The organism is Pseudoxanthobacter soli DSM 19599 (genome assembly GCF_900148505.1).
Lineage (GTDB): Bacteria > Pseudomonadota > Alphaproteobacteria > Rhizobiales > Segnochrobactraceae > Pseudoxanthobacter > Pseudoxanthobacter soli.
The window spans coordinates 386,265-399,212 of record NZ_FRXO01000003.1 but is presented as its reverse complement, the minus strand read 5'-3'; the positions used below and the strand labels follow the sequence as shown (position 1 = coordinate 399,212).

The following is a 12,948-nucleotide window of genomic DNA, read 5'->3' as shown; positions in this document are numbered from 1 at the left end:
TCTTGTTCGTGCTTGCGTTTGGCTGGCTTGCGTTTGACTTGAAAGCCGCCGGCCGCGGGGACCGGGGACGGCGGCCTTTCCATGTCGGTGCTCAGACCCGCAGCGCCTCGTCGAGGAACGCCTTGAGCTGGGCGAGGTGGGTGGACATCAGGCCGGTGGCGGTCGCCGCCGACGCGGGACGGCCCGCATAGCTCGGCCGGCCGGACTTGAGGCCGGCCTGCTCGACCGCCCATTCCAGATAGGTCTGGACGAAGCTCCACGAGCCCATGTTCTTCGGCTCTTCCTGGCACCAAACGACGTCGGCGTTCGGGAAGCGCTGCAGATAGCCGACCACCGACTTGCTCGGGAACGGATAGATCTGCTCGACGCGCAGCAGGAACACGTCGTCGATGCCCCGCTTCTCGCGCTCCTCCAGAAGGTCGTAATAGACCTTGCCGGAGCACAGCACGACGCGGCGGATCTTCTCGTTCGGCACCAGCTTGACGGTCGTCAGGCCGCTGCCGTTCTCGGCATCGTCCGGCAGCAGGCGGTGGAAGCTCGAGTCCGGCCCGAACTCCTCCAACCTGGAAACCGCCCGCTTGTGGCGCAGCAGCGACTTCGGCGTCATCAGCACCAAGGGCTTGCGGAACTCGCGGCGCAGCTGCCGGCGCAGGATGTGGAAGTAGTTCGCCGGCGTCGTGCAGTTGGCGACCTGCATGTTGTCCTCGGCGCACATCTGCAGATAGCGCTCCAGACGGGCGGAGGAATGCTCCGGCCCCTGGCCTTCATAGCCGTGGGGCAGCAGCACCACGAGGCCGGACATGCGCAGCCACTTGCGCTCGCCCGAGGAGATGAACTGGTCGAACACCACCTGCGCGCCGTTCGCGAAGTCGCCGAACTGGGCTTCCCAGAGCGTCAGCGCCTTCGGCTCGGCGAGCGAGTAGCCGTATTCGAACCCGAGCACGGCCTCTTCGGACAGCATCGAGTTGATGACCTCGTAGCGCTCCTGGCCCGGCTGGATATTGTTCAGCGGGATGTAGCGCTCCTCGGTCTCCTGATCGAACAGCACCGAATGGCGCTGGGAGAAGGTGCCGCGCTCCACGTCCTGGCCGACGAGGCGGACGGGATTGCTCTCGGTCAGCAGCGCGCCGAACGCCAGCGCCTCGCCGGTCGCCCAGTCGATGCCCTCGCCGGTCTCGATCATCTTGCGACGATTGTCGAGGAAGCGGCCGATGGTCTTGTGGATGTTGAAGCCTTCCGGCACCTGCGTCAGCGACAGGCCGATGCGCTTCAGTTCGTCCATGGCGACGCCGGTGCGGCCGCGGCGCGGATCGTCGCCGGTTTCGGCCTGGCGCATGCCCTGCCAGCGACCGTCGAGCCAGTCCGCCTTGTTCGGCGCATAGTGCTGGCCGGCGGCGAACTCCTCTTCCAGCTTCGCCTTCCACGCCGCCTTGGCCTCGTCGATCTCCGCAGCCGTCATCAGGCCCTCGGCGACGAGCTTGTCGGCGTAGATCTGCAGCGTGGTCGGATGGCTGCGGATCTTCTTGTACATCAGCGGCTGGGTGAAGCCCGGCTCGTCGCCCTCGTTGTGACCGAAGCGGCGATAGCAGAACATGTCGATCACGACGGGCTTGTGGAAGGCCTGCCGGAACTCCGTCGCGATCTTGGCGACATAGACCACCGCTTCCGGATCGTCGCCGTTCACGTGGAAGATCGGCGCCTCGATCATCTTGGCGACGTCCGACGGATAGGGCGAGGACCGCGAATAGCGCGGGTTGGTGGTGAAGCCGATCTGGTTGTTGATGATGACGTGGATCGAGCCGCCGGTGCGGTGGCCCTTCAGGCCGGACAGCCCGAGGCACTCGGCCACGACGCCCTGGCCGGCGAACGCGGCGTCGCCGTGGATCAGGAGCGGCAGGACGGCCGTGCGCGAGTGATCCTGGAGCTGGTCCTGCTTGGCGCGCGCCTTGCCGAGCACGACGGGATCGACGATCTCGAGATGCGACGGGTTCGCGGTGAGCGACAGGTGGACCTTGTTGGCATCGAACTCGCGGTCAGACGAGGCACCGAGATGGTACTTCACGTCGCCGGAGCCGGCCACGTCGTCGGGGGCGTAGGAGCCGCCCTTGAACTCGTGGAACACCGCGCGATGGGGCTTGGCCATCACGTTGGTGAGGATGTTGAGGCGGCCGCGATGGGCCATGCCGAGCACGATCTGCTTCAGGCCGAGCTGACCGCCGCGCTTGATGATCTGCTCGAGCGCCGGGACGACGGATTCGCCGCCGTCGAGGCCGAACCGCTTGGTGCCGGTGAACTTGAGATCGAGGAAGCGCTCGAAGCCTTCCGCCTCGATCAGCTTGTTCAGGATCGCCTTCTTGCCCTCGGGCGTGAAGGAAACCTGCTTGTCCGGTCCCTCGATGCGCGACTGGATCCACGCCTTCTCGGCCGGATCGGAGATGTGCATGAACTCGACGCCGATGGTCGAGCAATAGGTGCGCTTCAGGATGTCGAGCATTTCGCGCACGGTCGCGAACTCGAGGCCGAGCACGTTGTCGATGAAGATCTTGCGGTCGTAATCGGCCTCGGAGAAGCCGTAGGACGAGGGATGCAGCTCCTCGTGGTCGCCGGTGTCGAAGCCGAGCGGATCGAGGTCGGCAAACAGGTGGCCGCGCATCCGATACGCGCGGATCATCATGATCGCGCGGACGGAATCACGGGTCGAGCGCAGGATATCCGCCTCGGAGGGGGCGGGAACCGCGCCCTTGCTCTCCTTGACCGTCTTCTCGGCCTTGGCCTTGATCTTGTCGCCGAGCGACTTCTCGAGATAGGCCCAGTTGCCGTCGAGGACGGCGACCATCTCGCCGTTGGCCACGACCGGCCAGTCCTCGCGCTTCCAAGGCGCGCCCTGCGCCTCGCGCTTGACCACCGCGGGGTCTTCTTTCAGGGACGAGAAGAAATCACGCCATTCCGGATCGACAGAGGCGGGGTCGGTCTCGTAACGCCCGTAAAGGTCCTCGATATAGGCCGCGTTGCCGCCATAGAGGAACGAGGTCAGAGCGAACGCCTCGTTTGAATCCTGCCGTGCCATCGGTTTCGACCGGCGTCGGGCGCCGGCCTCCCTGCTGGTTGATTGACTGACGGATTGCCGACCGCGGTTAGCCGCGCCGCCGCTCCGCTCCCCCCGTTAGAGGGCTCCCGCACCGGGAAACCGCGGGGCGGCTTCCGGGCGGCGCGGGCCGCACGTGCATCTATATAGGACAAATTCCAACATGGCGCCGCCTTGTTGCCCGTGTCTTCTTCAAGACCCGTTCAAGTCAGCCATGCTTGAAACGAACAGCTCGCGAGGATGTTTCCATCCCCGCGAGCCGGAAATCTCAGCCCTTCAGGACTTCGACGAGGGTCTTGCCGAGGCGCGCCGGCGAGGGCGAGACGCGGATGCCCGCGGCTTCCATCGCGGCGATCTTGGATTCGGAACCGCCCGAACCGCCGGAGATGATGGCGCCGGCATGGCCCATGCGGCGGCCGGGAGGGGCGGTACGGCCGGCGATGAAGCCGACCATCGGCTTCTTGCGGCCGCGCTTGGCCTCGTCGGCGATGAACTGCGCCGCCTGCTCCTCGGCGTCGCCGCCGATCTCGCCGATCATCACGATCGACTCGGTCTTGTCGTCGGCGAGGAACAGCTCGAGGATGTCGATGAACTCGGTGCCCTTCACCGGGTCGCCGCCGATGCCGACCGCCGAGGTCTGGCCGAGGCCTTCCTGCGAGGTCTGGAACACCGCCTCGTAGGTCAGCGTGCCGGAGCGCGACACGATGCCGACCGAGCCCTGGCGGAAGATCGAGCCCGGCATGATGCCGATCTTGCACTCGCCCGCCGTCATCACGCCCGGGCAGTTCGGCCCGATCAGGCGCGACTTGGAGCCGACGAGGGCGCGCTTCACCTTCACCATGTCGAGCACCGGAATGCCCTCGGTGATGCAGACGATCAGCGGGATCTCAGCCGCGATCGCCTCGCAGATGGCATCGGCCGCGCCCGGAGGCGGCACGTAGATCACGCTGGCGTCGGCGCCGGTCGCCTCCTTGGCCTCGGCGACGGTGTCGAACACCGGCAGGCCGAGGTGGGTGGAACCGCCCTTGCCCGGCGACGTGCCGCCGACCATCTTGGTGCCGTAGGCGAGCGCCTGCTCGGAGTGGAACGTACCGGTCTTGCCGGTGAAACCCTGGGTGATGACCCGGGTGTTGCTGTCGATCAGAATGGACATCAGGCGTTCCCCTTCACGGCCTTCACGATCTTGGCCGCGGCGTCGTCGAGATCGTCGGCGGCGATGACGTTGAGCCCGGATTCGGAAATGATCTTCTTGCCGAGTTCGACATTGGTGCCCTCGAGGCGCACCACGAGGGGAACCTGCAGGCCGACGTCCTTCACCGCCGCGATCACGCCTTCCGCGATGATGTCGCAGCGCATGATGCCGCCGAAGATGTTGACCAGGATGCCCTTCACGTTCGGATCGGCGGTGATGATCTTGAACGCCGCCGTCACCTTCTCCTTGCTGGCGCCGCCGCCGACATCGAGGAAGTTCGCCGGCTCCTCGCCGTAGAGCTTGATGATGTCCATGGTGGCCATCGCGAGGCCGGCGCCGTTGACCATGCAGCCGATTGTGCCGTCGAGCGCGATATAGGAGAGGTCGTACTTGGAGGCCTCGATCTCCTTGGAGTCCTCCTCGGTCAGGTCGCGCAGCGCGACCATGTCCGGGTGGCGGTAGAGCGCGTTGGAGTCGAACGACACCTTGGCGTCGAGGCACTTGAGCTGGCCGTCGGTGGTGACGATCAGCGGATTGATCTCCAGCATCGCCATGTCCTTGCCGGTGAAGGCGGCGTAGAGCTGGGCGGCGAGGGTGCCGGCCTGCTTGGCGAGGTCGCCGGTCAGGCCGAGGGCCTTCGCGATGGTGCGGCCGTGATGGGGCATCAGGCCGGTCGCCGGGTCGACCGAGAAGGTCACGATCTTCTCGGGCGTGTCGTGGGCGACGGTCTCGATGTCCATGCCGCCTTCCGTCGAGACGACGAAGGCAACGCGTCCGGTGGCGCGGTCGACTAGCATCGAGAGGTAGAACTCCTTCTCGATGTCGGAGCCGTCCTCGATATAGAGGCGGTTGACCTGCTTGCCGGCGGGGCCGGTCTGCACGGTCACGAGGGTGGCGCCGAGCATCTGGCCGACGAAGGTCTTGACCTCGTCGATCGACTTGGCGAGGCGGACGCCGCCCTTCTCGCCGGCGCTGGCTTCCTTGAACTTGCCCTTGCCGCGGCCACCGGCGTGGATCTGCGACTTCACGACCCAAAGCGGGCCGCCGAGGCTGGTGGCGGCGGCTTCGGCCTCGTCGACCGAGAACACGGCGACGCCGCGCGAGACCGGCGCGCCGAATTCCTTCAGGATCGCCTTGGCCTGGTATTCATGAATGTTCATCGAGCGTCTCCGATTTCATGTCCGGGCGCTTCGGAGCAGGGCCTCTTTCGAAGGCCGTGCTCCGGCAACGGGGAGGCTCCGGGTGCTCAGGCGAGCGCCGGCTGGATGGCCTTGCAGGCGTCGATGAGGCCGGCGACCGAGGCGACCGACTTGTCGAACATCGCCTTCTCGGCCGCGTCGAGCTTGATTTCCATGATGCGTTCCACGCCGCCCGCGCCGATCACGATCGGAACGCCGACATAGGTGTCGCTCACGCCGTATTCGCCGGACAGGTAGGCCGCGGCCGGCAGGACGCGCTTCTTGTCCTTCAGGTAGGACTCGGCCATGGCGATGGCGGAGGCCGCCGGGGCATAGAAGGCCGAGCCGGTCTTGAGCAGGTTGACGATCTCGCCGCCGCCCTTGCGGGTGCGCTCGACGATTGCGTCGACCTTCTCCTGGGTGGTCCAGCCCATCTCGATCAGGTCCGGCAGCGGCACGCCGGCAACGGTCGAATAGCGCACCGACGGCACCATGTCGTCGCCGTGGCCGCCGAGCACGAAGGCGGTGATGTCCTTCACCGACACGCCGAATTCCTCGGAGAGGAAGTAGCGGAAGCGCGAGGAATCCAGCACGCCGGCCATGCCCACGACCTTGTTGGTCGGCAGGCCGGAGAACTTCTGCAGCGCCCACACCATCGCGTCGAGCGGGTTGGTGATGCAGATCACGAAGGCGTCGGGCGCATTGGCGGCGATGCCCTTGCCGACCTGCTCCATGACCTTGAGATTGATGCCGAGCAGGTCGTCGCGGCTCATGCCGGGCTTGCGCGGCACGCCGGCGGTGACGATCACGACGTCGGCTCCGGCGATGGCCTCGTAGGAATTCGCACCCGACAGCGCGGCGTCGAAGCCGTCGACCGGCGAGGACTCGGCAAGGTCGAGCGCCTTGCCCTGGGGAGTGCCTTCGGCGATGTCGAACAGGACGATGTCGCCGAGTTCCTTGAGGCCGGCCAGATGGGCAAGCGTGCCGCCGATCTGTCCCGAGCCGATCAATGCGATCTTGTTGCGCGCCATTTTAGGTGTTTCCCTTTACGTAAGCTGCAACCTAGAACCTTCGCTCCGGTGGTCGTCACTACCCCTTTTGCGGGGTAGGTTCAAGCCGACCGGCGCCGAATTCGCCGTTACCCGGGCGTTTCCGCGGGTACCTGCCGTGCACGTCATCCCTTGGTCTAATCCGGCGGCGAAGCGTGGCTGCGCTGCCGGGCGAAGGCCCCTGCGGACAGGAGCCGGCGGGGGCATGTTCCATGCGTTCGACTTCGTGTCGATGACGCGGCTGAAGCCGCGTCTCTCTCGGTCGTCCGCCGGTCTCCGCGGCCGGAACGCGTTTCGGCCGGCATCATGTCATCGGCGGTCCTTCGACGCTCGCGACATAGGCGGCCGAGCGCATCTCGATCAGCCGCGAAGCGGTGCGCTGGAACTCGAACGCCTCGGTCGAATCCGAGCCCGCGAACAGGGCCTGGGGCTCGGCCGCGGCCGAGAGCACGAGACGCACGTGGCCGTCATAGAGCGCATCGATCAGGATGATGAAGCGCTTGGCCTCGTTGCGGGTGTCGGGGCTCATCACCGGCACGCCGGAGAGCACCACGGTGTGGAACCGCCGGGCGATGGCGAGATAATCGTGGGCGCCGAGGGCGGCGACGCAGAGATCGCGGAAATGGAACCGGGCGACGCCGCCGACCGCCTCCGGCACGACGAGCTTGCGGCCGTCGACGTCGAGGGTTTCCGGCGCGCCGCGCGCCTTGCCGGTGAGGGCGAGGAACAGGCGGTCGAGCGCGACCTCGGCGGTGGAATCGAGCGGGGTGAAATAGAGCGGCCGGCCCGCCAGCTTCTCAAGCCGGTAGTCTTCCCGGGCGTCCAGACGGCAGACATCGACATGGCGCTTCAAAAGGGCGACGAAGCCCATGAAATGGCCGCGGTTGATGCCGTCGCGATAGAGATCGTCGGGGGCGACATTGGAGGTCGCGACCAGGACGACGCCGCGGGCGAACAGCTCGGTGAACAGCCGGCCGAGGATCATGGCGTCGGCGATGTCGGTGACGGCGAACTCGTCGAAGCACAGTACCCGGGCTTCGGCGGCGAGTTCCTCCGCTACCGGGGGAACCGGGTCGTCGCCCTTGAGCGTGCCCTCGGCGATGGCGGTTCGCACCTTGTAGATGCGGGCGTGGACGTCGGCCATGAAGCCGTGGAAGTGGATGCGCCGCTTGGCGGCGATCGGCAGGGCGTCGTGGAACAGGTCCATCAGCATGGTCTTGCCGCGGCCGACCTCGCCCCAGACATAGAGCCCTTTCACCGGCTCGGCGCCAGCGCCGGCCCGGTTGCGGCCGAACAGCCAGCCGAGCGCGCTTTTCTTGGTGGCGAGCCTCGCCTCGCCGAGGCGGTCGATCAGGGCGTCGAGCTTTTCCGCCACGGCGAGCTGGGCCGGGTCGCTGGCGATCTCGCCGGACGCGACCTTCGCCATGTAGCGGTCCTTGACGCCGGGCTTGCGGATGAGCCGCTCGGTCACGGGGAAACCTGTTCGGATGGCAGCGCCGGAGAGGCGCCGGGGACGATGCGGACGTGAGGCTCAAGCTCCGGCGGGTTTCCGGCCGGACGGAAATCCCCGGCCATCCGGAAAGCGCTTTGGAGCATGACGTTGCAGCCCGCATCGGGCGATCCGGGCGGGACATGCTCTAGACGATTTCGGGCGCCGGCGGAACCGCCTGCCGGCGGGTTCCAGCCCCGCGCGCAACGCCATGCCGCCGGAAAGGGCCGAAAGGCCCGGATCGGCGGCCTCAGCGCGCGCGGAAGCGCGGCAGCCGCACGAGGGGGCCGAGCTGGACAGTCACCAGGGCCAGGAACAGGAGCGTGCATCCCGCCCAGCCTGCCGTTGTGAGCCGCTCGCCGAGCAGGAGGGCGGCGAACAGCGCCGCGAACAGCGATTCCGCCATCAGGAGCACCGCGGCATCCGGTGCCGGCGTATATTGCTGGCCGATCGCCTGAAGCAGGAACGCGACGCCACCGGACAGGATGCCCGCATAGGCGAGTTCCGGCAGGATCGCCATCACGGCGTTCCAATCGATCGGCTCGAACACCGCGCCCGCGCCGAGCCCGATCGCCACGCAGACGAGCGACTGCCCGAGCGCGGCGGCCACCGGCCGGCCCGTCGCCCGCACATAGCGGTCCATCAGGATGATCTGGACCGCGAAGCAGAGCGCGGCGACGATGGTGAGGATGTCGCCGAGCATCAGTCCGTCGAGCCCGCCGCCCAGCAGCCAGGTGCCGGCGAGTGCCGAGAGGGCGGCCGGGATCACCAGAAAATGCGGCGGGCGGCGGAACACCACGAGTTCGAGGACCGGCACGAACAGCACGTAAAGCCCGGTGAGAAAGCCGACATGCGTGACGCTCGTCGTGACGACGGCGATCTGCTGCAGGAGCGTGCCCGCGGTGAACGACAGGCCGAGCGGAATGAGCGAGAGCCAGTTCCGCCGCGTCAGCGGCCGCGCCGCCCGCCGGCTTTCGATGAGGCCGAGCGGCAGCACCACCAGGAAGGCGGGAATGAAGCGCAGCCCCGTGAACCAGGCCGGCCCGACATGGGCCATGGCATTGGCCTGGGCGACGAAGGCGCCACCCCAGATGGCGGCGGCCAGGAGAAGCAGGGCATTGGCGGAAAGGCGCGACATGATGGCGGATGATCCGTTCGGTTCCGCCCCACGCGATGAAAAATTGGGCAGACGGCGCCTGCCATAGCATCGAACCGAACCCGCTTTGAAGAGGCGCCCTGTCCCTTCCGCGCTCGCGACCGGCGGGAAGGCACGATGGCAAGTGCGCGCGAGGCGTCGAGATCGTGGTGGTTTCGACACGCCGGTCATCGGCGGCGACGGCATCGTGACGCGGGCGGAGAGGCGCGCCAGCGCCGGATGCTCGCCGAATGCCGCCCGCTGCCGGCGCCGCGGCCGGCCTTCGTCCTGACGGTGCACCGGGCCGCGCCCGATCGGCCGTGACGGCAAATGTTGCGGCCGGATGGCAAACCCCGTCTTGCCAACGGCGTCCGCCTCGACGATATAGAGGACGGGAGGTTGGTGGTGGACGAGCCACTCGCCAACCGGGTCAGGTCCGGAAGGAAGCAGCCCCAACGAGATGCGGCACGGGTCATCGTGCCAGCCTCCCACCCTTCGATTCATGTCTGAAACGCTGACCGGGCTCGGTTGATGGACGGAGACGGCTCGAACCTTCTTGGCGATGCGGGTGCCGGCAGGTCACCTGCCCGGGAAGGGTCGCAAGCCTCTGCGAAGGACCAAGCCGCCGCGAAGGACGAAGCCGCGTACCCCGCGCTCGATGCCGCCGGCCTGTTCGTCGACGAGGACGGCATGCCGCCGCCCCCCTCCGCGACCGCCGCCGCCCCCTACCGCGTTCTCGCCCGTAAATATCGCCCGCGCTCGTTCGACGACCTCATCGGCCAGGAGCCGATGGTGCGCACGCTCTCGAACGCGTTCGAATCCGGCCGCATTCCGCAGGCCTGGATGCTGACCGGCGTGCGCGGCGTGGGCAAAACCACGACCGCCCGCATTCTCGCCCGCGCCCTCAACTATGTCGTGCCCGGCGCCATCGACCGCCCCACGGTCGACATGAAGGTGCCGGGGCTGCACTGCGACGCGATCATGGAGGGCCGCGACGTCGACGTCATCGAGATGGACGCGGCGTCCCACACCTCGATCAACGACATCCGCGAGATCACCGAGGCATCCCGCTACAAGCCGGTTTCCGCGCGCTACAAGGTCTATATCGTCGACGAGGTGCACATGCTCTCGACGGCGGCGTTCAACGGCCTGCTGAAGACGCTGGAAGAACCGCCCGAGCACGTGAAGTTCGTGTTCGCGACCACCGAGATCCGCAAGGTGCCGGTCACCGTGCTGTCGCGCTGCCAGCGGTTCGACCTGCGCCGCGTCGAGGCCGACGTGCTGGTGCGCCATCTCGCCGGCATCTCCGCCAAGGAAGGCGTCGAGGTCGAGGGCGAGGCGCTGGCGCTGATTGCGCGCGCGGCCGAGGGTTCGGTGCGCGACAGCCTGTCCCTGCTGGACCAGGCCATCGCCCACGGCGCCGGACGGGTGAATGTCGAGGAAGTCCGCGCGATGCTCGGCCTTGCCGACCGCGCCCGCGTCGTCGACCTGTTCGAGCATGTGCTGCGGGGCGACGCCGCCGCGGCGCTGAAGGAACTCGCCGCGCAATACGAGATCGGCGCCGATCCTTCTGTGGTGCTGTCGGACCTTGCGGCCTTCGTCCATCTCGTTACCCGGCTCAAGATCGTGCCCGAGGCGGCGAACGACGCCACGCTCACCGAGATCGAGCGCAAGCGCGGCACCGCGTTCGCCGCGCAGCTTTCGGTGGCGGTGCTGACGCGGGCGTGGCAGCTTCTCCTGAAGGGCATCCCCGAGGTGCAGGGTTCGCCCCGTCCGCTTGCGGCGGCCGAGATGGTGCTGGTGCGGCTCGCCTATGTCGCCGACCTGCCGACGCCGGAGGAAGCGATCCGCGCTTTCCGCGACGGCGGCGGGGCTGGAACCACGGCAGCGGGTTCGCCGTCGCCCTCACGGCCGGGTCCGTCCGGCGGTTCATCCGCGACCGCTGGCGGCGGCGGCGGGCCGGCGCCCGCGGACGCGGTCGGCGGCCGGTCGCTCGCGGCCAGCGGCGATGCCGGCGGCCGTCCTGCCCTGCGTATCGCGGCGCCGTCCCATGGCGCGGCCGCTCCCGCCGTGCCGAGCCCCGTTGCCGAACCCGCGCCGAAGCCGGCCGCGCCCGAAGCAGGCCCGTTCCGGTCGCTGGAAGACATCGCCGCCGCCTGTGCCGAGCGGCGCGACATCCGCCTCAAGTTCGCCGTCGAGCGGCAGATGCGGCTGGTGCGGCTGGAGCCGGGCCGGATCGAGTTCGAGCCGACGCCGGACGCCGCGCCCGATCTCGCCGGCGATCTCGGCCGCAAGCTGACCGACTGGACCGGCACGCGCTGGGTGGTGACGGTCACGCGCGGCGGCGGCGCGCGCACGCTGTACGAGGAACGCCAGCAGGCCGACGCGCAGCGGCGCTCCGATGCCGAGACCGATCCGCTGGTGCTGGCGGTGATGGCGCGGTTCCCGGGCGCGAAGATCGTCAATGTCAGCATCCGCAATGGCGAGGATGCGGCGGGCGGGTTCACCCCCGCACCGGTGGAAGACACCGACGGGTTCGAGGACGATCCGGTGCTGGCCGATCCCGGCGGCGCGGACGACCGGGCGTTCGACGACGATTTCGACTTCGACAGCCTGTAGCCCCCGCTCCCCGGGCCGGCGAACCCGCCGCACCCGACGGGCGCCGCATCCGCAAGGAAACGCGCCGCGAGGGTTGCGCCGGAGCCCCCGGCGGACGATATCTGCGGCTTGAGCCTTGTGCCCGCCGGTCGCGCCGACCTTGCCGGGCCCCCAAATCCCATCGAGAGGACCGAGACGGCCATGGACTTCCTGAAGATGATGACGAAGGCGAAGCAGCTTCAGGAGCGCATGGCGTCGCTCCAGGACGAGGTCGCCTCGGTCGAGGTCGAGGGAGCGTCCGGCGGCGGGCTCGTCAGGGTGACGCTCACCGGCAAGGGCGGGCTCAAGAGCATCTCGATCGACCCGTCGCTGATGAAGGCCGAGGAGACGGAGATCCTCGAGGACCTGATCGTCGCCGCCCACACAGAGGCCAAGACCAAGGCCGAACTGCTGCTGACCGAGCGCACCCAGGCGCTGATGGGCGATATCGGCCTGCCGCCCGGTTTCAAGCTGCCGTTCTGAGCCGGCTTATCTCGTCCTTTCCGCACGCATGTCGCTCTAGATTTCGAGGGCGTGCCGCTCTCAACATGAGTGTCTCATGGCCCCTCGCGCCGTCGCCGGTCCGGAAATCGAGCGCCTGATCCAGCTTCTGGCGAAGCTGCCGGGGCTCGGGCCGCGTTCGGCGCGCCGGGCGGCGCTCGCGCTCGTCAAGCGCCGCGAGCAGCTGATGGAGCCCCTATCGGCCGCGCTCGCGAGGGCGGTCGAGACGGTGCGCGTCTGCTCGGAATGCGGCAATGTCGACAGCTGCGATCCCTGCACCATCTGCACCGATTCGAAGCGCGACGCCTCGGTGATCGTGGTGGTCGAGGATGTGTCCGACCTCTGGGCGCTGGAGCGGGCGGAGGCGGTCAATGCGCGCTACCATGTGCTCGGCGGCACGCTTTCGGCGCTCGACGGCATCGGTCCGGAGGAGCTCAACATCGACGGCCTCGTCCGCCGGGCCTGCGATCCGCTGGTCACGGAGGTCATCATCGCGGTGAACGCGACCGTCGAGGGCCAGACCACGGCGCACTATCTGACCGATCAGCTTCGCGACGCGGGCGTCGCCGTGTCGCGCCTCGCCCATGGCGTGCCTGTCGGCGGCGAACTCGACTATCTCGACGAGGGCACGCTTTCCGCGGCGATCCGCCAGCGCCGGCCGTTCTGACAGCGGGACGGCGCC

General features: G+C 68.1%; 9 protein-coding genes and 1 other RNA gene. 4 read left to right on the top strand and 6 right to left on the bottom strand.

Annotated elements, in window-relative coordinates:
- Positions 1 to 91: 91 nt before the first annotated feature.
- The 6 genes from BUF17_RS09395 to BUF17_RS09370 all read right to left on the bottom strand — a co-directional run bounded on the left by BUF17_RS09395 (position 92) and on the right by BUF17_RS09370 (position 9,131).
- The gene (locus BUF17_RS09395) at positions 92 to 3,067 is read right to left on the bottom strand and encodes a 2-oxoglutarate dehydrogenase E1 component (RefSeq protein ID WP_073627877.1); all 2,976 of its coding nucleotides are present in this window, start codon (positions 3,065 to 3,067) and stop codon (positions 92 to 94) included.
- A gap of 286 nt (positions 3,068 to 3,353) precedes the next feature.
- The gene (sucD, locus tag BUF17_RS09390) at positions 3,354 to 4,238 is read right to left on the bottom strand and encodes a succinate--CoA ligase subunit alpha (protein WP_073627875.1); all 885 of its coding nucleotides are present in this window, start codon (positions 4,236 to 4,238) and stop codon (positions 3,354 to 3,356) included.
- Complete coding sequence (gene sucC, locus BUF17_RS09385; RefSeq protein ID WP_073627873.1) at positions 4,238 to 5,437, bottom strand: ADP-forming succinate--CoA ligase subunit beta; 1,200 nt, start codon at positions 5,435 to 5,437, stop codon at positions 4,238 to 4,240. The genes sucD and sucC overlap by 1 nt, the downstream gene beginning before the upstream one ends.
- A gap of 86 nt (positions 5,438 to 5,523) precedes the next feature.
- Complete coding sequence (gene mdh, locus BUF17_RS09380; RefSeq protein ID WP_073627871.1) at positions 5,524 to 6,486, bottom strand: malate dehydrogenase; 963 nt, start codon at positions 6,484 to 6,486, stop codon at positions 5,524 to 5,526.
- Positions 6,487 to 6,808: 322 nt separating this feature from the next.
- Positions 6,809 to 7,930 carry a cell division protein ZapE gene (gene zapE, locus BUF17_RS09375; protein ID WP_084564422.1) on the bottom strand — a complete coding sequence of 374 codons (1,122 nt, stop codon included), beginning with the start codon at positions 7,928 to 7,930 and terminating at the stop codon, positions 6,809 to 6,811.
- 313 nt (positions 7,931 to 8,243) lie between these two features.
- Positions 8,244 to 9,131 carry a DMT family transporter gene (locus BUF17_RS09370; RefSeq protein ID WP_073627867.1) on the bottom strand — a complete coding sequence of 296 codons (888 nt, stop codon included), beginning with the start codon at positions 9,129 to 9,131 and terminating at the stop codon, positions 8,244 to 8,246.
- Between the two features lie 391 nt (positions 9,132 to 9,522).
- Between BUF17_RS09370 and ffs the strand changes: the two genes are divergently transcribed.
- From ffs to recR, 4 genes are all read left to right on the top strand, one after another.
- Positions 9,523 to 9,620: signal recognition particle sRNA small type (ffs, locus tag BUF17_RS09365), an RNA gene on the top strand.
- A 198-nt stretch (positions 9,621 to 9,818) separates the two neighbouring features.
- A complete protein-coding gene (locus BUF17_RS09360) occupies positions 9,819 to 11,747 on the top strand; it encodes a DNA polymerase III subunit gamma/tau (RefSeq protein WP_073628275.1) in 1,929 nt (642 codons plus the stop codon).
- Positions 11,748 to 11,927: 180 nt separating this feature from the next.
- Entirely contained in the window at positions 11,928 to 12,248 is a 321-nt protein-coding gene (locus BUF17_RS09355) for a YbaB/EbfC family nucleoid-associated protein (protein ID WP_073627865.1), read from the top strand.
- A gap of 76 nt (positions 12,249 to 12,324) precedes the next feature.
- Positions 12,325 to 12,933 (top strand): recombination mediator RecR, encoded by a 609-nt coding sequence (gene recR, locus BUF17_RS09350; RefSeq protein WP_073627864.1) that lies wholly within the window; start codon positions 12,325 to 12,327, stop codon positions 12,931 to 12,933.
- Positions 12,934 to 12,948: the final 15 nt, after the last annotated feature.

Excerpts from the sequence above, each read along its gene's own strand:
- BUF17_RS09360 (WP_073628275.1), top strand. The coding sequence starts at position 9,819 with ATGCCGCCGCCCCCCTCCGCGACCGCCGCCGCCCCCTACCGCGTTCTC.
- sucC (WP_073627873.1), bottom strand. The coding sequence starts at position 5,437 with ATGAACATTCATGAATACCAGGCCAAGGCGATCCTGAAGGAATTCGGC.
- sucD (WP_073627875.1), bottom strand. The coding sequence starts at position 4,238 with ATGTCCATTCTGATCGACAGCAACACCCGGGTCATCACCCAGGGTTTC.
- recR (WP_073627864.1), top strand. The coding sequence starts at position 12,325 with ATGGCCCCTCGCGCCGTCGCCGGTCCGGAAATCGAGCGCCTGATCCAG.
- BUF17_RS09395 (WP_073627877.1), bottom strand. The coding sequence starts at position 3,067 with ATGGCACGGCAGGATTCAAACGAGGCGTTCGCTCTGACCTCGTTCCTC.
- zapE (WP_084564422.1), bottom strand. The coding sequence starts at position 7,930 with ATGGCGAAGGTCGCGTCCGGCGAGATCGCCAGCGACCCGGCCCAGCTC.
- BUF17_RS09370 (WP_073627867.1), bottom strand. The coding sequence starts at position 9,131 with ATGTCGCGCCTTTCCGCCAATGCCCTGCTTCTCCTGGCCGCCGCCATC.
- BUF17_RS09355 (WP_073627865.1), top strand. The coding sequence starts at position 11,928 with ATGGACTTCCTGAAGATGATGACGAAGGCGAAGCAGCTTCAGGAGCGC.
- mdh (WP_073627871.1), bottom strand. The coding sequence starts at position 6,486 with ATGGCGCGCAACAAGATCGCATTGATCGGCTCGGGACAGATCGGCGGC.